The sequence below is a fragment of the Shewanella sp. 125m-7 genome (assembly GCF_052977045.1).
On the sequence record NZ_JBRILQ010000006.1, the window covers coordinates 111831 to 133285 of the forward strand.

A 21455-nucleotide genomic window follows, 5' to 3' on the forward strand; every position below is an offset into this window, starting at 1 on the left:
GATTTAAAATAGCCAACAATTAAACTGAAAAAATAGGTGATTTTTAACTCAGCTTTGTCTATAATCCGCAACCTGCCCTCGTTATCCACCATTTAGGTGGAAGTTGTAAAGCCTAATTCTTTGCTCGAAGGGGCGGGGAATGGCATTTTTTGTGTTTTTGCCAATGATGGCATAAGCATGTGAGACAGAATTTTAACATTGGGTTTTTGTAAATGAAGACTACTTTTACTGCTACACCAGAAACAGTCACTCGTGATTGGTTCGTCGTTGACGCCGAAGGTAAAACTTTGGGTCGTATCTCTACTGAAATCGCTTCTCGCCTACGCGGTAAGCATAAGCCTGAGTATACGCCTCATGTAGATACTGGTGACTATATCATCGTTATTAACGCTGAGAAAGTTGCTGTGACTGGTAACAAAGCCAAAGGCAAAGTTTACTATTCACATTCAGGTTTCATCGGTGGCATTAAGCAGATCACTTTTGAGAAGCTACAAGCTCATAAGCCTGAAATGATTATCGAAAAGGCTGTTAAGGGTATGCTACCTAAAGGTCCATTGGGCCGTGCCATGTTCCGTAAGCTTAAAGTTTACGCTGGTACAGAGCATAACCACGCTGCACAACAACCTCAAGTTCTTGATATCTAAACGGGATTATAGCAATGGCTGCAACTCAATACTACGGCACTGGCCGTCGCAAAACATCTACAGCTCGCGTATTCGCTAAAGTAGGTACTGGTAACATTATCGTTAACAAGCTACCTCTAGACGAATACTTCGGTCGTGAAACTTCTCGCATGGTTGTTCGTCAGCCACTAGAGCTAGTTGAAATGACTGACAAGCTAGACATCATGGTAACTGTTAAGGGTGGTGGTAACACTGGCCAAGCAGGTGCAATCCGCCACGGTATTACCCGTGCGTTGATGGAACTTGACGAGTCTCTACGTCCTTCTTTACGTGCTGCTGGTTTCGTTACCCGCGATGCTCGTCAAGTTGAACGTAAGAAAGTTGGTCTACGTAAAGCACGTAAGAAGCCACAATTCTCTAAGCGTTAATTTTCGCTTTCAGAATTCAAAAAGCCCAGCTATATGCTGGGCTTTTTATTGCCTGAAAATTACCATTTACCGTTTTTCTCGTCATTTGGGTGTAATACCAATCGTACTAAAGATGTGAACGGTTCAGAGCCTCTCAGGCTTTCAATTCAAGGCGCATTGATGAAGAAATGGTTATTCCCTTTTAATTCACTGCAACACAGAAGAGCAATGCCTGAGAGCACTCACGTAGTGCGGCAGATGTTTAAAGCAAAGCGCAAAACTCTGTATGCTGCTCTCGATACACGACTAAATGGATTTAGGCGGTAGGGCGAAGCAAGATGCCTGAGCCGAGAGTAACGATTAGCCTCAATCATCCGCTAGCTCATGGATGTGGCGAATGTCTGTATTGCAGGAGCAAATATAGCCCTTGCCTACAGAGCTTTGAATTCCCGCTGAATGACCATATCTTTAATGTGATGGGTATAAATTAATACCTAGATTAAAAAGTATTAAGTGATAGTCTTTCTCGGGCACTTTAGTGATTATGAACCCCTGAGTGTTTTTGATTGGCGTAAGTGCTTTATTTCGTTTTATTCGCTAGATTGTTCACCCTAAGGAACACAATGTTATGTCTTTCGAGTTAATCATGCTGGCGTTAGGTTTGGTGTTAATAATTGAAGGAATTGGTCCGCTCTTGTTTCCAAATCGTTGGCGAGCGTATCTAAAAGAAATTTCCAATCAAAATCAGCAACTTTTGCAAAGGTTAGGTGGTTCTTTAGTCACTGTTGGGGTGGTGTTGTTGATTATTTTTTCATAAATTACTTGCCTAAAGCCCCCATAGATCTGCTAAAATCCCGTTTTAACCACTACCGTGCAGCAAATAATGGGCAAAAACGTTGTAGTTCTCGGCACCCAATGGGGTGACGAAGGAAAGGGTAAGATAGTCGATCTTCTTACCGAGCAGGCTAAATATGTCGTTCGTTACCAAGGTGGCCACAATGCGGGTCATACTTTAGTAATCGATGGCGACAAAACCGTTCTTCATCTTATTCCGTCAGGGATCTTACGCGATAATGTAAAGTGCATTATTGGTAACGGCGTGGTGCTAGCACCTGACGCTTTGTTGACTGAAATTAACATGCTTAAAGAGCGTGGCGTACCTGTAGAGGAACGTTTACTAATTTCTGAAGCATGTCCTCTGATCTTACCATTCCATTGTGCTCTTGATGTTGCTCGCGAAAAAGCGCGTGGCAATAATGCTATTGGCACAACGGGTCGCGGTATTGGTCCAGCATACGAAGATAAAGTTTCTCGTCGCGGTTTACGTGTAGGCGATCTGTTTGATGCAGAGTTGTTTGCTACTAAGCTAAAAGAAGTGATGGCTTACCATAACTTCATGCTGACTGAATACTACAAGTGCGAGGCAGTTGATTACGAAGAGACATTGAAAAATGCTCTAGCAATTGCTGATTACTTGAAGAGCATGTGCACAGACGTATCTGAGCTACTTGATCAGGCACGCAAAGCAGGCGAACCAATTCTATTTGAAGGTGCTCAAGGCACGTTACTAGATATTGACCACGGTACTTATCCGTTCGTAACCTCTTCTAATACTACAGCAGGTGGTGTTGCAACAGGTTCTGGATTTGGTCCACGTCATCTAGATTACGTTTTGGGTATCATGAAGGCTTACACTACTCGTGTTGGTGCAGGTCCTTTCCCAACTGAATTGAAAAACGAAATCGGTGATTACTTAGGTACTAAGGGTCATGAGTTCGGTGCGACTACTGGTCGTAAGCGTCGTCCAGGTTGGTTAGATATCGTTGCTATGAAGCGTGCGGTTCAAATCAACAGCGTAAGCGGTTTCTGTTTAACTAAGCTAGACGTTTTAGACGGTCTAGAAGAAGTTAAGATTTGTGTTGGCTACCAGTATCCTGATGGAACGGTTGCAACAACAACACCGCTAGCGGCAGAAGGTTATGAGAAGGTAACACCTGTTCTTGAAACACTGCCTGGCTGGAGCGAAACAACTTACGGCGCAACATCTGTAGAGCAATTGCCACAAGCGGCATTGAATTACATTAAGCGTCTTGAAGAGTTGTTAGAAACGCCAATCGATATTATCTCAACGGGTCCGGATAGAAACGAGACCATGATTCTAGTGAATCCGTTTAGTTAATAATAAGAGGCCGCAATTAGCGGCCTTTTTATTGCCTTCTCTATAAGTGAGAAGTGAGCTCAAGAAATACGTTATACTGCCGATGACATAAAATAGAGTATATTTAAGTTAACCTTTAACATTGGTTACTTGATAAGCGATATTAGATTAACCCTATTGTCATTGAGAATCCTTATGCTGCGTTATGTATTGATTATAATTTTGTCGATATTATCTCTATCAAGTTTTGCCACTCCTAAGGCTGTTGATGTTTATACTCAGGAGCAATTGGTTGATTTAATTCGAAGTAAAAACTATCTCACGCAAGTACAAGGCGATGACTGCCAGATAGTGCAGGATATTGAAGCAAGGGCTGAGGTGCTAAAGCAGCCTTTGTATCAGTATCTTTGGGCGGAAATGCTCAACTATGGGATCTGCGTAAAGGCCAATCCGCCGCGTGGCATCTCTATGTTAAAAACCTCTGCCGAGCAGGGGAGTGCTGAAGCCATGGTTAGAATGGCTGAGTATTATCGCGATGGTAAGTTTGTCATCGAAGATAAACAACGCGCTGTGCAATATACATTGCCAGCCGCCGCGACGGGCGACCTGCCTGCGCGCATGATGTTGGTTCGGTTATTTGGTGAGGGCTATGGTAGTCCTCGAGATTACGAAGTGGGCTTTCATTGGCTATACAATGAAGTGTTTAGCGATGAATCTACGCAAGCCGAAGCAATTAATTTGTTAAAGGTGTTAGAGGCAAAGATGCCGCCCAGCGCAGTTGCTAGGGCAAAGAAAGAGCACCTTAGAACGCCACAATAAACATGACTCAAGAGAGGTCATGTCAATAATTTGGAAAATGAATGATACAAGATCCGCATATTAAGCGTGAGCAAGAAAAGTACGAAAATCCTATCCCAAGCCGTGAGTATATTTTGGAATACTTGCGCTCGCAAACGTCTCCGTTAACTCGTGAGCATATTGCTACAGCATTAAAAATTGAAGGTGAAGAGCAGCTAGAAGCTATTCGTCGTCGCTTACGTGCGATGGAGCGTGATGGTGAGCTAGTGTTTACTCGTGGCCAGTCATATGGCTTGCCTGAGAGAATGGACCTGTTAACTGGTACCGTGATTGGTCACCGTGATGGTTTTGGCTTCTTAAAGTTAGAAGAGGGCGGCGACGACCTTTATATCAATAACCGTGACATGCTGATGTATTTCCACGGTGACCGCGTGCTGGCGCAAAAAGCGGGTGTTGACCGTAAAGGCCGCCGTGAAGCACGTATAGTGCGCTTGGTTGAACAGCGCAGCGCTGCATTAGTGGGTCGTTTCCACTTAGATGCAGGCATGGGCTTTGTGATAGCCGATGATAGACGCATTACGCAAGAGATCCTTATCCCTGAAGAAGACCGCCTCGGTGCGCGTCAGGGCGATATTGTGGTACTTGAGCTAACTCGTCGTCCAGGTCGCTACGTAAAAGCGGCTGGTAAAGTGACAGAAGTACTTGGTAAAGAGATGGCGCCAGGCATGGAGATTGAAATTGCACTGCGCAATTACGATCTGCCGCATACTTGGTCAGGCCTGATCGAGAAGAAGCTACGTAAAATCCCTGATGAAGTGACCGAGGCCGATAAAGAAGGTCGCGTTGACTTACGTAATTTGCCATTAGTGACCATTGATGGTGAAGATGCACGCGATTTCGATGACGCCGTTTACGCCGAAAAGAAAAAGTCTGGCGGCTGGCGTTTATGGGTGGCGATTGCTGATGTGAGCCATTATGTTCGCACCGAGTCGGCACTTGATAAAGAAGCGCGAGCGCGTGGTAATTCGGTGTATTTCCCATCGCAAGTTATCCCTATGCTGCCAGAGAAGATCTCTAATGGTCTGTGTTCTTTGATGCCAGAAGTCGACCGTCTGTGTATGGTTGCAGAGATGACTATCTCAGCGGCAGGTAAGCTATCGGGCTATAAGTTTTACCCGGCAGTGATGCATTCACATGCGCGCTTAACCTATACCCAGGTTGCCGATATGCTTGAGGGCGGAGAGGTGAGTGATAAACTCAAGCCGATATTCCCGCATCTGCAGACATTACAGTCGCTATACCTGACATTAGAAGAAACTCGCGCTGAGCGTGGTGCCATTGCTTTTGAAACCACTGAAACTCAGTTTATCTTCAATGAGCAGCGTAAGATCGACAAGATCGTACCGCGCAATCGTAATCAAGCGCATAAAATCATCGAAGAATGCATGATTTTAGCCAACGTTGCGTCTGCTAAGTTCGTTAAAAAGAATAAAGGTGAAGTGTTATACCGTGTACACGAGTCGCCATCGGAGCAAAAGTTAACTAACTTTAAGGATTTTCTTAAAGAACGTGGCTTAACGATGGAAGGCGGTCTAGATCCAGAGCCTAAAGACTACCAAGCGGTAATGGAGCAGATTGCTGACAGACCCGATGCAGAACTGATTCAGATTATGTTGCTGCGCTCAATGCGCCAAGCAACCTATACACCAGATAACGAAGGTCACTTTGGTTTGGCATTAGAGGAGTATTCTCACTTTACATCGCCAATTCGTCGTTACCCTGACTTGGTTTTACACCGCGTTATCCGTTACCTCCTTGCTAAGCAAGAAGGCAACTTAACGGATCAGTGGACTGCTGATGGCGGTTATAACTATAAGATTGAAGAGCTTGATCTGCTTGGTGAAGAGTGTTCAACCACTGAGCGCCGCGCTGATGAAGCGACTCGCGATGTGAATGACTGGCTTAAATGTGAGTTTATGCAAGACCATGTCGGTGACACATTTGAAGCGGTTATTGCATCAGTGACTCACTTTGGCATGTTCGTCCGCCTTAACGACCTATTTATTGACGGCCTAGTGCATATTTCAAGTCTGGGTAGTGATTATTACCAATACGATAATATGCGCCAGCGTTTGGTCGGTGAAGCCTCTGGCCAAGTTTATCAAATTGGCGATACGGTAACGGTAAAAGTTGCTGGGGTTAACCTTGATGACCGTCAGATTGATCTGATGATGGAAGGGGACTCTGCAGGTGGTAAGCGCCGCAGACCGACTAAGCCGTTAACCGCGCGTGAGCGAGTTAACCGCGAAGGTGCCAAGGCGGGTAGTAGACGCGAGTCTTCACGTGATAAAGGCGTCGATGCAGATTCCAAATCAGAATCTAAAACAGGTGCTAAGCGTAAGCCTAGCAGCGGTAAATATAACAGCGGCAGCAGCGCTGCAGCTAAAAAGACCAAGACCAAAGCTTCGGCAAAAAAATCTTCAGCAAGTAAAGCTAAGTCAGCCAAGCGTAAAGTGAGTAAGAAATAAATGAAAAAGCAAGATATGACGTTTGGATTACATGCTGTTGAAGCAGTACTTAAAAACAGCCCAGAGCGCGTAATTGAAATGTGGGTATTGCAAGGTCGTGACGACGCGAGACTCACTCAAATTCTTGCCATGGCGGCTGAGTGGGGCGTGTCAGTACAGTATGCTTCGCGTAAAGCATTAGATGACAAGTCTGAAGGTGGCCAACACCAAGGTGTCGTTGCCAAGGTTAAGCCGGCAAAGATTCTTAATGATAACGACTTATCTGCAATGCTAGAAAAGACAGATGTGCCTTTTTTACTGATCCTAGATGGTGTTACCGATCCGCATAACCTAGGCGCGTGTTTGCGTAACGCAGACGCCGCTGGCGTACACGGCGTTATTGTACCTAAAGACAACTCTGTTGGTTTAACGCCAGTTGTGAGCAAAGTTGCTTGTGGCGCAGCAGAAGTGGTGCCGTTATATCAAGTGACTAACCTTGCGCGCACTATGCGTAGCTTGCAGGAAAAAGGTATCTGGATCATCGGCGCAGCAGGCGAAGCAGATTGTGAGATTTACCAAGCAAGTCTGACAGGCCCTCTAGCAATCGCGATGGGCGCCGAAGGTAAAGGTTTACGCCGTTTATCTCGTGAAAGCTGCGATACATTAGTGTCGATCCCAATGGCGGGTAGTGTATCGAGCTTAAACGTTTCAGTTGCGACTGGCGTTTGCTTATTTGAAGCGGTACGCCAACGTCTTGCGTAATGCTTGGGCGTGATGAACTTTGAGTTTCAGGTTTGAGCTTGGAACTTGAGTTTTGAAGTTAGAATCAGCTTAAAAATGCCGATGAGAGTAAACTCTTATCGGCATTTTTGTATCTACAGATTGATACTGAACGGAGCGGGTAGATACGAATTGATATCGAGTTTACTCAACTCATCAATTAAGAGTAATGTAATCTGATGTGAGTTTGAAACGTTATAACCGAGTGCTGCAAGCCTCTATTGGAAGGTATAGAGTAGATTAAACACTGTGATGGTATCAGTTTGCTTTGACCCTTCAGGTACCACTTGAGTATATTTTACGTTAACGCCGATTTTAAATGCCCAGTCTTGAAATAGGGTGTTCTTGTAGCCTAAATCTAGGGTGAGAGTATTATTATCTTCACCTGTCTCTGCGATCAAATCGGCATTTAAACTGGTGTATTCTTGTAGTTTCATCTCAAATTTGGCCGCTGTACGCAAAATGATGTCTTTCGAGGCTTCTGGATTGGGGGCGTCATCAGTTGCTATCGGTAAGTTATAACGATAACCCGGACCGATTTCTAAACTTAGTTTGGTTTTAGAGGTGCTAATCGTGTCGAAACCATAACCACCCGAAACCGTTGCTATGCGGGTGTAACTACCAAATTGATCCCAGGTGAAGTCACCACGTCCAAAAAAGTAACCACCATTAACTTTATAGTTAGACTGCAACTGAAGATCGTATTTCTCTGCGGTTGTTTTCTCATCATCTGCAGCAAAGTAAGCTTTAACCGTTCCCTCTTGCCGAGTTGTGTTGGTGTCGTAAACCAACTTGGTTCTGCCGTTAAAGCTACTGGATTCGGTGTTACCCGTATTTAGCTGAAAACCGGCTTCAATTTCAGCCGTTAGATCGCTAGGAGGCTCTTGATAATCCGGCGGTACTAAGGCAATCGCTGCCTGTGAGAACATTAGAGCAACTACAACAATGAGAGTTTTTAGCATTATTCTTATTCTTGGTGTTTTTTAAACGGAGGTGGTGCGTTGCGACATAATACCTAGAATCAGCCTAGAGGCAAACTAGATTGCTTAAGCTTATCAGCCGATAATACCCGAGATGTGATCTCCTAAGTGATACAGGGTTAGCTATCACTTAGCCGTTTTCTGAGGAGTATTTATCTATAGGGCGTAAATAGCTCACCGTTAGGCTAAGTTATGGCTTGAATTATGGCTTGGATTTATGTACTATCTCGCGGCTTAATTCAGTCACTTTAATTAGTTCCTTGCCTCTATTAGGTTTGACTGAGCCAACAACGAGGCTAGATAACCGTAAGGAGCAAAAAAATGCGTCATTATGAAATCGTATTTTTAGTTCACCCTGATCAGAGTGAGCAAGTGCCAGGTATGATCGAGCGTTACACGGGTATTCTTACCCAAGCTGGCGGTCAAATCCACCGTTTAGAAGACTGGGGCCGTCGTCAACTGGCTTACCCAATCATCGAATTGCATAAAGCTCACTATGTTCTTGTGAACGTAGAGACTACTGCAGAAGCGGTTGAAGAACTTGAAACAGCTTTCCGTTTCAACGACGCTGTTTTGCGTAGCATGGTTATGCGTACTAAAGCTGCCATCACTGAAGCATCTCCAATGGCTAAAGCTAAAGACGAGCGCGACACACGTCGTTCATCTGAAGAGCATGCACCTCGTGCAGAAGCTGCTGAAGAAGTTGAAGAAAGCGCTGAAAACACTGCTGAGTAAGTTTTTTTGTGACCACAAACAATTTGGTATTAGCAGGAACCATTACGCGTTCCAGGCAATTTGATAGTCCTGCAGGCATTGCCCATACGGTAGTGATGTTAGAACACAAATCGCAGCGTTACGAAGCAGGAATGTTACGCAACGTTTATTGCCAAATCCAAGTTGTATTAAGTGGTGAACACTTTAATAGTGTTTCAAAAAATCTGAAAGCCGGCGTTGAAATACAAGTCGAAGGCTTCATTAATCTGCAACAGAGCAGAAATGGTCAAAATCGCTTGGTTTTACACGCTGAAAATGTCGAATTGAAAACTTAGGAGACTGTCACATGGCACGTTATTTCCGTCGTCGCAAGTTCTGCCGTTTCACTGCAGAAGGCGTTACCGAGATCGATTACAAAGATATCGTAACTTTGAAGAACTATATCACTGAAAGTGGTAAAATTGTTCCTAGTCGTATCACTGGTACAAATGCTAAATATCAACGTCAACTAGCTCGCGCTATCAAGCGTGCTCGTTATCTTTCTCTACTGCCGTACACTGATTTACATCAGTAATACTGCATTAATTTAGAGGAATATAAAATGAACGTTATTTTACTTGATAAAATCGCTAACCTAGGCAACTTGGGTGACCAAGTTTCTGTAAAAGCGGGTTACGCACGTAACTTCCTTTTACCACAAGGTAAAGCTGTTGTTGCTAACACTGCTAACACTGAAGTTTTTGAAGCACGTCGTGCTGATCTAGAAGCTAAGTTAGCTGCTGACCTAGCTGCTGCAACTCAACGCGCTGAGAAAATCTCTGCACTTGAGTCTGTTGTTATCGCTTCTAAAGCGGGTGACGAAGGCAAGCTATTCGGTTCAATTGGCAACCGTGATATCGCTGATGCAGTTACAGCTGCTGGTGTTGAACTAGCTAAGAGCGAAGTTCGTCTTCCACTAGGTGCTATCCGCACTACTGGTGAATTCGAAGTTGAAGTTCAAGTTCACACTGAAGTTAAAGCAATCGTTAAAGTTTCTGTTGTTGCAGAAGCTTAATAATTTGCGCTAAGCAAATGCTTTAATAAAAACACCGCACTAATTTATTAGCGCGGTGTTTTTTTATGCCTAAAAAATAGCATTGCAGGAAAAGCAGGAAAAGCAGGAAAAGCAGGAAAAGCAGGAAAAGCAGGAAAAGCAAGCTAGGGAAGACGGTGAGGAGGGAAGGGCTTTTGTTGTAGGTCGGGCTTTAGCCCGTCAATATCGGCCGAATTTTATGTTGAACTCAATCAACAACATACAAAGACAGGTTTATTGGTCAAATAGCTAACTAGATATCGAGATGAGTTTATAAAGAAGGTTCGAGAATAAGCAGGAAGTTGAAGTATGAGTAACGCTATAAATAAAAAAGGCATATAAGCGTAGCTCATATGCCTTTTAAGTGTGCAATAGCACCGGATTAGTTGTTCACTAAATCTAACTCTTCAATCAGGTTATTAGCATTGTCGACTTCATCCATCATCCATAAGATGTATCGAATATCGACATGGACGGCACGCGTAATGGTTGGATTAAAAAACCAGTCTTTGGTAATGGCTTCGTAAGTGGAGTCAAAGTTTAGCCCAACTAATTCTCCTTTACCGTTAAACACGGGGGAGCCTGAGTTACCACCTGTGGTATCAACACTCGATAGGAAGTTAACCGGCACTGAGCCGAAGTTTTCTGGTTTGTCTAAACAAGAAAATAAGCGGCATAACCAAGAGGCTGGATCTTGATAAACGGTTTCGACTGCATGAGCGCCATAACGTTTTGCTTCAATCGCCTCAAGTAACTTTGTCGGCGCGTTAAACGGCTCAACACCCGTATGCTTAGCCGTAATACCTTCCAAACGCGTAAATGGCTGCTTATAGAGTGAATCAGCTGATTGATAACCATCAACCATACCGTAGGTAATACGTAGCGTACCGTTTGCATCTGGGTATACTGGCCAGCCATTGGCTTTGTTGTAGGCGATAATAGCCTTCATGTAGTCAGGACGGGCTTTTGATAGCTTACCCGCCAAGGTCTTAGCATCCTTCTCTGCCTGCATGTTTTGCTCGTACAGAGCAACCGCTAGGCGAATAAACGGATCGGCACTGGTTTCAAACTGAGCTGCGTCGGCATCCATCCAGGCAAGGCGCTTGTCTTTGTCCGTGAGTGACGTGAGCGCATAGAGTGCATCAAGTTTTTCACTCAAGCTTATTTCGTTATCGTTTTCGTTAAGCATGGCATCAAGCTGAGCAACACGGTTGTCTTGAGCAAGATAGGCTTCTAGGTCTTGCATCCACATTGTCTTGTCGACGCTAATGGCAAAGCTTGAATTTAAACGTTTAAGGCGTGCCTTAAACATCTTCATGTCACGCTCTTGATAACCTTCTTCACGCTCTTCATCACTCTTTTGCTTTTCCTTGGCTAAGCGATACAGCTTATTTGCTGTAGCGAGTAGCTCGCTGCTTTGCGCGTTTTTGAAGTAGTAACGACCTTGGCGCTGCTGGCGCTGCTCTACCAGTAAGGTTTCTAGTTCATCAAACTGAGTTTGAAATGATTGATACTCAGCATCTTTTGCTAGCCATGCGCGAAAATCATCTTCGCGGCTTTGCTTAATGCCTGCGATATCGGTGGCTTTAAAGCCATCTAACAAACCGTTATATTTTTTCATACGGTTTGCCATGCCTGCTAATGTGCCTGCGTATTTAATCTTAACGTCTTTATCGTTAGCGCTCATGGCTTCGATAGTGTCAATGCGTAGCTGATAACGAGTCGCGAGCGTTGGGTATAACCAGTCACTAGCAAACTTAAGTTCACTGGTTAAACGGTAACGACTAGTCGAGCCTGGGTAGCCCGCTACAAATACACCGTCACCGGCTTTAACGCCATCGGCGTTAATCTTTAAGTGGCTTTTAGGTACATAAGGCACGTTGTCTTCGGCAAAGGCGGCAGGTCTGCCATCTTTACCTACGTATGCGCGTAAGAAGGTAAAATCGGCTGAATGACGTGGATACTCGTAGTTGTCGATATCGCCACCGAACGCCCCAGCGCTTTCAGGTGGTGCGTATACTAAGCGTACGTCGCGAATAATCAGCTGTTTGATTAGGTAGTATTCAAGGCCGTTATGGAAGCTTCTGACTGAGCAGCGGTAATTATCATCGCTTTCACACTCTTTGATCAGTGCCTTGCGATTAGCTTGAATATTTTCATAACGCTTTAATGGATCTTCGCCAATATCTTTTTTGACTTGCTGGGATACATCGGTGACCGCCTCGGTAATATACAGGCGCTCATTGGGGCCCGCTGTCGGCTCTTGATCTTTACTGCTAGCTAAAAAGCCATCGGCAAGATAGTTATGCTCTTTTTTGCTGTTATATTGAATAGCACGGTAGGCGCAATGATGGTTTGTCACAACTAAGCCTTGGGGCGAAACAAAACTGGCGGTACAATAGCCCAGTCCGACTACCGCATTCATGGGGTAGCGGGTTAAGTCCGCTAACTGTTTAGCTGGAATGTTGATACCACGTTCGCTGAGCTTATCGGCGATAGACGGCATTTGGTAGGGTTGCCATTGTCCTTCATCGGCCAATGCTACGGCTGATGGCAGCATCCCTGTCGAGAGAGCGATGGCGGCAATCAATGCATTGCGCATGTTCGTTCCTTAATATTGTTATAGTGTTTTTTCGTTGCAGGTCGTTAGATGTTACATGCCTGCTTTGTTTGACCCCAGTTTTATACCACATTTTGCTTAAACGTTGGAATTTTGGAGATTTAATGTCACAACAACGCGCCTTTAAGGGCAAAGAGAAACCAAGAGATCTTCAGATGGACGCGCTGAAGATGCCGCCGCATTCAATTGAAGCTGAGCAATCGGTTCTCGGTGGGTTGATGTTGGACTCTGATGCTTGGGACCGAGTGGCTGAAGCTGTAGTAAGAGAAGATTTCTATTCGCGTGCCCATGGCATGATTTTTACCGCGATGCAGACTTTGGTCAGTGCGGGTCAACCCATTGACTTAATTACCGTCTCTGAACAGCTAGAGCTAGAAGATCAACTCGAAGATGTCGGTGGTTTTGCTTATATCGGTGAAATTGCCAAGAACACACCGAGCGCCGGTAACATTCTCTCTTATGCCAGCATTGTGCGTGAGCGTGCCGTTGTTCGCGATATGATCAAAGTGGCCAACGAAATTGCTGATGCGGGCTTTAACCCTGAAGGGCGTAATTCGAGTGAATTGCTCGATTTAGCCGAAACCAAAGTGTTTAAAATTGCCGAGCAGCGCGCTAATGCCAATGAAGGCCCTGAAGGCATAAAAACGATTCTTGAAAAAACGGTAGATAAAATCGAACAGCTATACAATAACCCAACTAACGGTGTCACAGGGGTATCAAGCGGTTTTGGTGATTTAGATAAAATGACCGCAGGTTTCCAGTCTGGTGACTTGATTATTGTGGCAGCGCGTCCATCTATGGGTAAAACCACTTTTGCGATGAACTTGTGTGAGCAGGCAGCGCTGAATGAAGATAAACCCGTGCTTATTTTTAGTTTGGAGATGCCTTCGGAGCAGATCATGATGCGTATGTTGGCCTCACTCGGCCGCGTCGATCAAACTAAAATTCGTACCGGTCAGTTAGATGATGATGATTGGGCACGCGTTTCCTCAACCATGGGGATCATGCTAGAGCAAGGTAAGATGTATATCGATGATGGCTCTGGTTTAACGCCGACGGACGTTCGTAGCCGTGCAAGACGTGTTGCACGTGAATACGGCGGCTTGTCGATGATCATGATCGATTACCTTCAGTTAATGCAGGTGCCAGCGCTTAAAGATAACCGTACTTTAGAGATTTCTGAAATTTCTCGCTCACTTAAAGCCTTGGCAAAAGAGCTCGAAATTCCGGTAGTCGCGCTATCTCAGCTTAACCGTTCATTGGAGCAACGTGCTGATAAACGCCCAATTAACTCCGATTTGCGTGAATCGGGTGCAATTGAGCAGGATGCTGATTTGATCATGTTTATTTATCGTGATGAAGTGTATAACGATGATTCTGAAGACAAAGGCACGGCAGAAATTATTATTGGTAAGCAGCGTAACGGTCCAATTGGCCGTGTCCGCTTAACCTTCCAAGGTCAATTCTCGCGTTTTGATAATTACTCTGGTCCGCAATTTGAAGAAGATTAATTATTGTCTATAAGTGCCTTTTAGGACCATGATTACCTACAATAGAGCCTCGATGAGGCTCTTATTTTTAGATTAGATAGAACAAGGTCAGTTGTGAAACCATTCCCACGAGCAGAAATTAGTCGCCAGGCATTAAAGAATAATTTGGCCAGACTGCATGAACTTGCCCCATCGAGTAAAGTGATGGCGGTCGTAAAGGCTAATGGCTATGGTCATGGCTTACTCAATGTGGCTCAATGCTTAGATAATGCCGATGGTTTTGGTTTAGCGCGCCTAGAAGAAGCATTGGCGCTTCGTGCTGGCGGCATTAACGCTAAACTGTTATTACTGGAAGGTTTCTTTCGTGCTACGGATTTAATCACTTTAGTTGAGCATGATATTGAGACTGTGGTTCATCATGAGTCACAAATTGAAATGCTTGAGCAAGCCAAGTTAAGCCACCCGGTTACCGTATGGATGAAAGTCGATTCTGGTATGCATCGTTTAGGCTTCGTACCAGATGAGTTTCATCGCGTGTATCAGCGCTTATTGGCTTGCGATAATATTGCAAAGCCAATTAATTTAATGACCCACTTTGCCTGTGCTGATGAGCCTGATAATCCTTACACCGCAGCACAATTAGCCACTTTTGATGCACTAACCAAAGATTTGCCAGGTGATCGAACATTAGCTAATTCGGCGGGAGCATTGTTTTGGCAACAAAGCCAAGCTAATTGGATCCGTCCGGGTATCGCACTTTATGGTGTATCGCCTGTTGTTGGTGATCTCGGCACTAAGCATGGGCTGATCCCCGCGATGGAATTAGTGTCACAGCTTATCGCTATTCGCGATCATAAAGCGGGGCAAGCCGTTGGTTATGGAAGTTATTGGATTGCAGATAAAGACACTAAGCTCGGCGTTGTGGCTATTGGTTACGGTGACGGTTATCCTCGCAACGCACCTTTGGGTACTCCAGTACTCGTAAATGGTAGATTAGCGCCTATCGTTGGTCGTGTCTCAATGGACATGTTGACGGTGGATCTTGGTGCCGATGCTAGAGATTGCGTTGGTGATGATGCCGTGCTTTGGGGGAAAGACCTTCCAGTAGAGGAGGTGGCAGAGCATATCGGGACAATCGCCTACGAGCTTGTTACAAAATTGACTCCACGAGTCGCTGTTTGCCTAGACTGAGCAAATAATCAACTTATGTGATGCTGTAATTTGAGGCGGGATGCCCGTTACAGTAGAAGATGTCTTAAATTGAAAATTAATTTACACAGCGTATTTATGGCCTTTGGCCTGATGTCGCCGCTGGCATTTGCTGGCTCCGCACCGACAGAGATGGATGATGCTCAGCAGTTTGGCGAAGAAAACATTATTTCAGAGTCGGTTTCACCTAAATCTAAGTTGCCCGAAGATCAGATACCGGATTACCAAGCTGAGTTTGCCGCGGTACCTTTTGTGTTTTCGAGCGAAAGCCTGAGCACTGCTCTTGGCGGTGCCGGTGTACTCAAACATGCCGGGCAGATCCAGTCCTCTATTTTGGGCATTGGCGTATATAGCACTAACAACAGCTGGGTAAGCTACCTGCGTTTTAATGACTTTCAGCTCCCCTCTGTTGACCAATGGTTATTTTCGTTAGAAACGTATCAAGCCCGCTTTAAAGAGGGGGTCTATTATGTGCCTGAACAAGCCGCGCCTTATGGTGACAGTGAGAGAGTAATCACGCTTGGTGATGAGTCTTACACTAAGTTTCATGCCAGATATATTTTGCCTATTGGTCGAGGTAGTCAAGGTGCGGTACGCAGCCTTGGCCGTGCAAGAGGTGATATCAGCTGGAACCCGCTGGACTCGGGTGTGACTAGCGTTAAATTCAGCCCGTTTACCCATAGTCGTGAACTAGAAGGCTATGAATTTTTACCAGAACAAGCTAAGGGACTTGCAGTAGAGCTTGATTGGGATAACCGTGATAACGGTAAAAACAGCACTCAAGGTGGGCAAACAAGCTTAAAAATGACCCGAGACTTTGGTACGGGGTCGCGCAATAGCTGGACCACTTGGGAGTTTGAGCAGAGCGCGTTTGTTTCTATCGACTCCAATGAATGGTTTGGTCAGCAAATTCTGGCCTTTAACTTTTACTTAGCCGACACCCCAACTTGGACCTCTGATTCGCAAGGTGATTTCCATCGTCCGCCTAGCTTTGCCGGCGTGAGCTTAGGAGGTTTTGAGCGTCTTCGTGGTTACACCAGCAAACGCTTTACCGACCGTTCAGCTGTGCTTTACAGTGCCGAATATCGTGTCCAACCTAGATGGCAGCCATTGCAAGAGTGGCCAGTGTTTAACTTATATGATGTGCCTTGGTGGCAGTGGGTGGCATTTGCCGAAGCGGGGCAGGTGAGTGATGACTTTAGCGCCAACGCGTTACATGATGACTTAAAGTGGTCGGCAGGTTTTGGCGCGCGATTTGAAGTTGAAAGTATCGTTGTGCGTGCGGAGTTCGCGTTTAGCGAAGAATCAAACCAATTCTGGATCATGGTGAATCAACCATTCTAAGGTGGTTATTAGATTCGTTCATTGAAAACGCAAAAAAGGCACCTTTCGGTGCCTTTGACTTTTGCAGGGGATGGAACTTATTGAGGCGCTAGGGACTAATTAGCACCTCAGGGTTTTACTGGAGGGAGTTGCAAGAAAAAAGTTACATGGTAAAAATTGTTGCATAAAGCTATAAGCTAAAACCGTGATGCTCCATGACTTTTTGTGGACTATGACAGGTTGCACAAGCTTCTTTAGCTTCTTTTGCCATTGCTTTGTCGACACCAATGTAAGCACCATTTAATTCCATATGCGACATGGCAGCATCAGACAGGTATTTCTGGTGACAGCTTATACATGCAGCAGCATCAGAAGAGGCGTACCAAGGTACAACTTCCTCATCGGCTGCAGGGCTTTGAGTGTTAGGAATGGTATGAGCTTGACCCGCATTACGGCCTAACTCGAAGCCATACTTCAAGCCACCATAGCCTTCGGTTGCAGAGTGACAAGTCGTACAATCTGTCTTCAAGATAGTACCGCTACCACCGTGGCCATTATCATGTCCAGTCGCTTTGTGCGCCTTGTACATGAAGCTAGTCGATTTCAATAATGCAACGCCATTGCTGGCTTCGCCATTACCTTTAAGGCTCTTGTCATTAGTATGGCAAGCTATACAGTTCACTCCATTTGAATCATGGTAGAACTCTTTGCTGTGACAGCCAAAACAGCTTGCTGTATCTACGATAGAACGGCGTTCGGCAACGACTGCATCAGCATCGCTAAGTACTGCTCTGTAAGCTTCAGTTTGCACATAAGCTGGGTAGGCGTTGTCTGCACTACAGTCTGTACGTATTTCAGTGCCCTCTTCAAAGCAGACCTTAAGTACAGGTAGGACTTCTAAAGAGCGAGAAGCGATGTCGCTTGGGAAGTTCATAGTTACCGCAACGCTTACTGTGTTGTCGGCATTCCAAGTGGCTTTGGCCTCATCTTTTAAGTCGATACGGCGCTCACTATAAGGGGCTTGATTGTAGTCAGGATAATCTTTCTCTACATCCCAGCTTACAACCATATAGGGCTTGCTATAGCCTTGCTTGTAGACTTCTTCCTTAGTGACGAGTGCACCATCTGCATCCATTATTTTTACGTCAAACTGAATCAGATTAGCAGCGTCTATGCTCACTTTGCTGACTTCAACGTCGTAGTTTTCAGCGGCCTCATAAGGTTTCTTATGATCCGTATGAACTGCTGCGCTGTGACAATCGGTACAAACCAACTCAGGGTTCTTATCTGATTTATGCTGTGCTGGCGAGTCGGTATGACAACCGGTACACGCATTGGCGTTGGCATTGGCTAACCATAAGTCTTTATCGGCAAGCGTTTCATCTTCCACGTGACAAGTCGCACAATCCATAAAGGGTTTTGTCGGGAATGCTGGGTAGTCAAAGGCATGATCGCCACCGTAACCTGCGATGGTATAAGGCATTGCAACCACATTACCTTCGGCGTCTTTGCCTTCACGGTTAGGACCCATGTGGATGGCGTGCACCATGTGTCCTAGTTCAACAGACACATCATTTGGATCTGACACTATGCCGTTATGGCATGACTGACAGTTTTCCAGATCAAGTCTACGACCACCGTGAGCCTTTAGGCTGTCCGGTTGGTGACAGGTATAACAAGTTTCGAGTGTGACGAGATCGCGAGTCTCAACGCCTTCTGTCGAATTCGTTGCAGGGATCCAGTCATAATGGGCATTTTCAGCGAGCTCATGACCCGAGGCATATTCGAACTGCATCTCGATAGCAATCCGCTGAGTCAAGGATGCATCAAATACCACTCCAGCAGGATCAACCGCAGTGGTTAAGTTGGTGTTAAAGGTATAGGTATAAGTACCATCTTTATGATCAACTAGGCACTCAGCACAGTTCTTTATCTGCTCAAATCCTTGCTCGAAAGTGGTTCCAGCATCGTTTGTTGCGTCATTTAACAGAGAGATCCACTGTTTAAGATCTGAACCATCATTGGTTTTTAGCTGGGCTAATGAGAAACGGAAATCATGATACTCATTTTCAGCGCTAAGACCATGTAGACCTACACCCTCTTTATTTTCCAGATCAAAATCAACGGTAATGATACCGTCTGCATAGGTTGCATTGCTGATTTCAGCCATTGCCTCTGCAGCCATGTCAATATGAAGGCCTGAAGTACCAGGTTCTCCACCGCCACCTGGCGCGCCATCCTCTCCATTGTTTCCATCTTCACCATCTGAACAGCCAGAGATTAGAAATGCAGAACTAATCAACAGGGCTAACGATGTTTTTCTTTTCATTATCATCATCATCATACGTTCCTTAAAGGCAACCATTCTTGGTTGCTAAAATGTTATTGATAATGACGTTTGCTTGATATGAAGTTGATCACTTTACTCACTTGCTTACTATCGGTCGATTACACTGCGCCTGCTCACTGCTTGTCGTGTTTGAGCTGCTTTAAGGTGCGCATTCTAGTGTTAACGATTGAGCGCGGCTTGCGTGTTGGTTGTTTTGTCTGTATTGCGGGGTGTGGAAATGTAAAATTCATATTTTGCAAATCTGAAAGTTGAGACCTATAAGCGGTGTAAAACCTTAAACTGGGGTCACAAAATTGAGTATTAACTAATATTAGCATCGCGAAAATTGACGGAGTCTATACCTAAGCTTTGAGGATTGCTTTAGATTAACTAATAATGATTTACGACTTTGATTTGAGGTTGAATGAATAAGCTAAACGCTAATAACTTATTTGATATTCAAGTATTTGTATTATTGTACGAATCATTAAACGCCACGACGGTTAGCCAAACCTTAGAGGTTCCCGGCTCTAAAGTCAGTCGGAGTTTGAAGTCATTAAGGCATTCACTGCATGCCCCCTTGTTTATACGTAAGCAGCAGGGGTTTGAGAGAAGCGATTTAGCTAACGAAATTTATCCAAAAATGAAGCGGATCATTGAGTTAGCGAAAATGTGTGAGCATATAGATGTTAACCACGATGACACCAGAACCCGTGAGGTGATTATTGCTTGTCCGCCCACATTATCACTCAACCTTTTGCGCCACCTGCAACAAAGGGCGACTCAAGAACGGCAAAACTATCTGTTTCATATTAAGCCTTGTACTAGCAATGTTGCTGAACTTATCAAGCAGCAATATGTGGATATCGCAGTGACCTATAGCGCTTATAATACAGAGCAATTGACCTCTAGTTTAATCGCGAAGTCAGACGCTTATGTGCTGGTTGCTAGGCGAGACCATCCCTTGTTGAACACGAGTCCGCTTTTGCAGGTTGACGATATATTTGATCATCCCTATATCAGTTTTTCTGATGACGAGCACGATGACGTGACGACTCCTCTAGAATGTTACGCCCTAGATGCTGAGCGAGAGTTAAACCTGATGGGTAAGGTTTGTTTGCTGGCCGATCTGATGTTGCAACTGGAGCAAAGTCATGCGGTGACGCTCTTGTGCCATCGAGATGCGATTGCATTTTTATGTCAGCGAGGGAATATAGGTGCGCTAAAGCTGGGCTCAGAGCTTAGCGAATTGATAAACCAAAGAAGTGGCCGTTATCACTACTATTTAACGCAAGAGCGAAAAAATAACACTTACCCTGATTGGATTTGTAACGAGATTGAAGACTATATAAAAGCCAACATGGCCTCACAAGGTGGAGGTTATAATGAAAAAGCTAACTAGTATCAATATTGGTACGATTGAAATTCTATGTCAGTTATACCTTAAAAATAGCACCACAGATGTGGCTAACACACTAGGGTTATCACAACCTAAAGTCAGTCGCGCATTGAATGCGTTAAGGGAGGTGTTCGATGATCCCTTGTTTATTCGTAAAAATAATAAACTGGTACCTACTGAGCTGACCCATAGTTTATATCCCTCTTTCTCTGAAATTATGTCATGTACCACTTCGGTAGAAACCGCAGCTATTAACAGTATTGCAGTGCCAGAGCCACCGATAGTGATTAGCACGGTACCTCAATTAGAAATAGGCTTAGCTCAACAAGTTATCAGAGAGTCCGCTCATCATGGTGTCAATCCCAGCTTTGCTATTTCGACAGTTGCGTGGTCAGAGAATACTGAACAAGAGTTGGTTGATGGTGACGTTGATGCCGCTATTTGCTTTAAGCCATCAACGAGAAAAGAGCTGTTATCAAAGTCGATTATTCAGCATCGAGGTGGCCATCTAATTGCTCGAGCCGAGCACCCTATTTGGGATGCTCCAACTATCGACAATATGATTGACTATCCCATGGTAAAGCTGGTTACTATGCCTTTTCCTGCTAACAACTCACCGATAGGGGTTTACGCTAAGGCGAAAGATAAGCCAATGCAGGTATACGCGACGGCGCCAGATTTAGGCAGTGCGGCAAGCAGCTTGCTAAATTCAAACGCGTTTATGATTATTGGTGTGAAGAGTGCTGTAGATTTCTTATCAAACATTAACGGTTTACATGTGAGTAAAATAGAGTACAGCCAAGATAAGTCTTTATTGGAAGGTTTTTCTCATCCCACCGTGTATCTGTGGCTTAAACGATCACTGGATAAAAAGGTGATTGCTCCTTTGTGGCTACAACAGACGTTAGAGGCCTATATTGTGAAGTCTCATAAGTAGCCCCTCGTTATGCGTTGCAAAACATTCGCGGTGAGGCTTTCTTCTAACTCGGGATGTAGTGCTATAATGCGCCATTATTGCGCTTCGCCTGCTTTACTCTTCCCTGATA

General features: G+C 44.8%; 19 protein-coding genes. 16 read left to right on the forward strand and 3 right to left on the reverse strand.

All coding sequences use genetic code 11. The features are described 5' to 3' along the window. Window positions 1-212 precede the first annotated feature (212 nt). The 7 genes from rplM to rlmB all read left to right on the forward strand — a co-directional run bounded on the left by rplM (window position 213) and on the right by rlmB (window position 7255). Complete coding sequence (gene rplM / locus ACVBIL_RS04610; protein WP_447165817.1) at window positions 213-644, forward strand: 50S ribosomal protein L13; 432 nt, start codon at window positions 213-215, stop codon at window positions 642-644. A gap of 14 nt (window positions 645-658) precedes the next feature. Continuing rightward, the gene (gene rpsI / locus ACVBIL_RS04615; protein WP_447165818.1) at window positions 659-1051 is read left to right on the forward strand and encodes a 30S ribosomal protein S9; all 393 of its coding nucleotides are present in this window, start codon (window positions 659-661) and stop codon (window positions 1049-1051) included. 607 nt (window positions 1052-1658) lie between these two features. Next, on the forward strand, window positions 1659-1847 hold the full coding sequence (locus ACVBIL_RS04620; protein ID WP_447165819.1) for a DUF2065 domain-containing protein: 189 nt from the start codon (window positions 1659-1661) through the stop codon (window positions 1845-1847). Window positions 1848-1913: 66 nt separating this feature from the next. Next, a complete protein-coding gene (locus ACVBIL_RS04625) occupies window positions 1914-3209 on the forward strand; it encodes an adenylosuccinate synthase (RefSeq protein WP_447165820.1) in 1296 nt (431 codons plus the stop codon). A 174-nt stretch (window positions 3210-3383) separates the two neighbouring features. Continuing rightward, window positions 3384-4007: a tetratricopeptide repeat protein gene (locus tag ACVBIL_RS04630; protein WP_447165821.1), complete on the forward strand. Its 624-nt coding sequence runs from the start codon at window positions 3384-3386 to the stop codon at window positions 4005-4007. 41 nt (window positions 4008-4048) lie between these two features. Further along, entirely contained in the window at window positions 4049-6514 is a 2466-nt protein-coding gene (gene rnr, locus ACVBIL_RS04635; RefSeq protein ID WP_447165822.1) for a ribonuclease R, read from the forward strand. Continuing rightward, entirely contained in the window at window positions 6515-7255 is a 741-nt protein-coding gene (gene rlmB, locus ACVBIL_RS04640) for a 23S rRNA (guanosine(2251)-2'-O)-methyltransferase RlmB (protein ID WP_447165823.1), read from the forward strand. Between the two features lie 236 nt (window positions 7256-7491). On the opposite strand, the gene ACVBIL_RS04645 is transcribed toward rlmB, so the two are convergent. Further along, window positions 7492-8235: a DUF481 domain-containing protein gene (locus ACVBIL_RS04645; RefSeq protein ID WP_447165824.1), complete on the reverse strand. Its 744-nt coding sequence runs from the start codon at window positions 8233-8235 to the stop codon at window positions 7492-7494. A gap of 339 nt (window positions 8236-8574) precedes the next feature. Here ACVBIL_RS04645 and rpsF point away from each other — a divergent pair, with 339 nt between their 5' ends. Genes rpsF through rplI form a run of 4 tightly spaced genes read left to right on the forward strand, consistent with a single transcriptional unit; the run spans window position 8575 to window position 10021 of the window. Further along, window positions 8575-8988, forward strand: a complete 414-nt coding sequence (gene rpsF, locus ACVBIL_RS04650) for a 30S ribosomal protein S6 (protein WP_447165825.1) — start codon at window positions 8575-8577, stop codon at window positions 8986-8988. Between the two features lie 8 nt (window positions 8989-8996). Further along, window positions 8997-9302 (forward strand): primosomal replication protein N, encoded by a 306-nt coding sequence (gene priB, locus ACVBIL_RS04655; protein WP_012278733.1) that lies wholly within the window; start codon window positions 8997-8999, stop codon window positions 9300-9302. 11 nt (window positions 9303-9313) lie between these two features. Further along, the gene (rpsR, locus tag ACVBIL_RS04660; protein ID WP_005497284.1) at window positions 9314-9541 is read left to right on the forward strand and encodes a 30S ribosomal protein S18; all 228 of its coding nucleotides are present in this window, start codon (window positions 9314-9316) and stop codon (window positions 9539-9541) included. 27 nt (window positions 9542-9568) lie between these two features. Next, entirely contained in the window at window positions 9569-10021 is a 453-nt protein-coding gene (gene rplI, locus ACVBIL_RS04665) for a 50S ribosomal protein L9 (RefSeq protein ID WP_447165826.1), read from the forward strand. A 400-nt stretch (window positions 10022-10421) separates the two neighbouring features. Here the strand turns inward: rplI and ACVBIL_RS04670 are convergent, their stop codons facing one another. Beyond that, the gene (locus ACVBIL_RS04670; protein ID WP_447165827.1) at window positions 10422-12641 is read right to left on the reverse strand and encodes a S46 family peptidase; all 2220 of its coding nucleotides are present in this window, start codon (window positions 12639-12641) and stop codon (window positions 10422-10424) included. A gap of 122 nt (window positions 12642-12763) precedes the next feature. Here ACVBIL_RS04670 and dnaB point away from each other — a divergent pair, with 122 nt between their 5' ends. The 3 genes from dnaB (at window position 12764) to ACVBIL_RS04685 (ending at window position 16702) form a co-directional block, all read left to right on the forward strand. Continuing rightward, complete coding sequence (dnaB, locus tag ACVBIL_RS04675; protein WP_447165828.1) at window positions 12764-14170, forward strand: replicative DNA helicase; 1407 nt, start codon at window positions 12764-12766, stop codon at window positions 14168-14170. Window positions 14171-14263: 93 nt separating this feature from the next. Further along, window positions 14264-15340, forward strand: a complete 1077-nt coding sequence (gene alr, locus ACVBIL_RS04680; protein WP_447165829.1) for an alanine racemase — start codon at window positions 14264-14266, stop codon at window positions 15338-15340. Between the two features lie 69 nt (window positions 15341-15409). Next, a complete protein-coding gene (locus ACVBIL_RS04685) occupies window positions 15410-16702 on the forward strand; it encodes a hypothetical protein (protein ID WP_447165830.1) in 1293 nt (430 codons plus the stop codon). A 169-nt stretch (window positions 16703-16871) separates the two neighbouring features. On the opposite strand, the gene ACVBIL_RS04690 is transcribed toward ACVBIL_RS04685, so the two are convergent. After that, window positions 16872-19010 (reverse strand): OmcA/MtrC family decaheme c-type cytochrome, encoded by a 2139-nt coding sequence (locus ACVBIL_RS04690; RefSeq protein WP_447165831.1) that lies wholly within the window; start codon window positions 19008-19010, stop codon window positions 16872-16874. Between the two features lie 424 nt (window positions 19011-19434). On the opposite strand from ACVBIL_RS04690, the gene ACVBIL_RS04695 reads away from it, so the two are divergent. Then, a complete protein-coding gene (locus ACVBIL_RS04695) occupies window positions 19435-20412 on the forward strand; it encodes a LysR substrate-binding domain-containing protein (RefSeq protein WP_447165832.1) in 978 nt (325 codons plus the stop codon). Next, window positions 20396-21346, forward strand: a complete 951-nt coding sequence (locus ACVBIL_RS04700; protein WP_447165833.1) for a LysR family transcriptional regulator — start codon at window positions 20396-20398, stop codon at window positions 21344-21346. Before ACVBIL_RS04695 ends, ACVBIL_RS04700 begins: the two co-directional genes overlap by 17 nt. The last annotated feature ends 109 nt before the right edge of the window (window positions 21347-21455 follow it).

Bases quoted from the DNA above. Each gene is read 5' to 3' on its own strand.
- rplM (WP_447165817.1), top strand. From the start codon at position 213: ATGAAGACTACTTTTACTGCTACACCAGAAACAGTCACTCGTGATTGG.
- rpsI (WP_447165818.1), top strand. From the start codon at position 659: ATGGCTGCAACTCAATACTACGGCACTGGCCGTCGCAAAACATCTACA.
- ACVBIL_RS04620 (WP_447165819.1), top strand. From the start codon at position 1,659: ATGTCTTTCGAGTTAATCATGCTGGCGTTAGGTTTGGTGTTAATAATT.
- ACVBIL_RS04625 (WP_447165820.1), top strand. From the start codon at position 1,914: ATGGGCAAAAACGTTGTAGTTCTCGGCACCCAATGGGGTGACGAAGGA.
- ACVBIL_RS04630 (WP_447165821.1), top strand. From the start codon at position 3,384: ATGCTGCGTTATGTATTGATTATAATTTTGTCGATATTATCTCTATCA.
- rnr (WP_447165822.1), top strand. From the start codon at position 4,049: ATGATACAAGATCCGCATATTAAGCGTGAGCAAGAAAAGTACGAAAAT.
- rlmB (WP_447165823.1), top strand. From the start codon at position 6,515: ATGAAAAAGCAAGATATGACGTTTGGATTACATGCTGTTGAAGCAGTA.
- ACVBIL_RS04645 (WP_447165824.1), bottom strand. From the start codon at position 8,235: ATGCTAAAAACTCTCATTGTTGTAGTTGCTCTAATGTTCTCACAGGCA.
- rpsF (WP_447165825.1), top strand. From the start codon at position 8,575: ATGCGTCATTATGAAATCGTATTTTTAGTTCACCCTGATCAGAGTGAG.
- rpsR (WP_005497284.1), top strand. From the start codon at position 9,314: ATGGCACGTTATTTCCGTCGTCGCAAGTTCTGCCGTTTCACTGCAGAA.
- rplI (WP_447165826.1), top strand. From the start codon at position 9,569: ATGAACGTTATTTTACTTGATAAAATCGCTAACCTAGGCAACTTGGGT.
- ACVBIL_RS04670 (WP_447165827.1), bottom strand. From the start codon at position 12,641: ATGCGCAATGCATTGATTGCCGCCATCGCTCTCTCGACAGGGATGCTG.
- dnaB (WP_447165828.1), top strand. From the start codon at position 12,764: ATGTCACAACAACGCGCCTTTAAGGGCAAAGAGAAACCAAGAGATCTT.
- ACVBIL_RS04690 (WP_447165831.1), bottom strand. From the start codon at position 19,010: ATGAAAAGAAAAACATCGTTAGCCCTGTTGATTAGTTCTGCATTTCTA.
- ACVBIL_RS04695 (WP_447165832.1), top strand. From the start codon at position 19,435: ATGAATAAGCTAAACGCTAATAACTTATTTGATATTCAAGTATTTGTA.
- ACVBIL_RS04700 (WP_447165833.1), top strand. From the start codon at position 20,396: ATGAAAAAGCTAACTAGTATCAATATTGGTACGATTGAAATTCTATGT.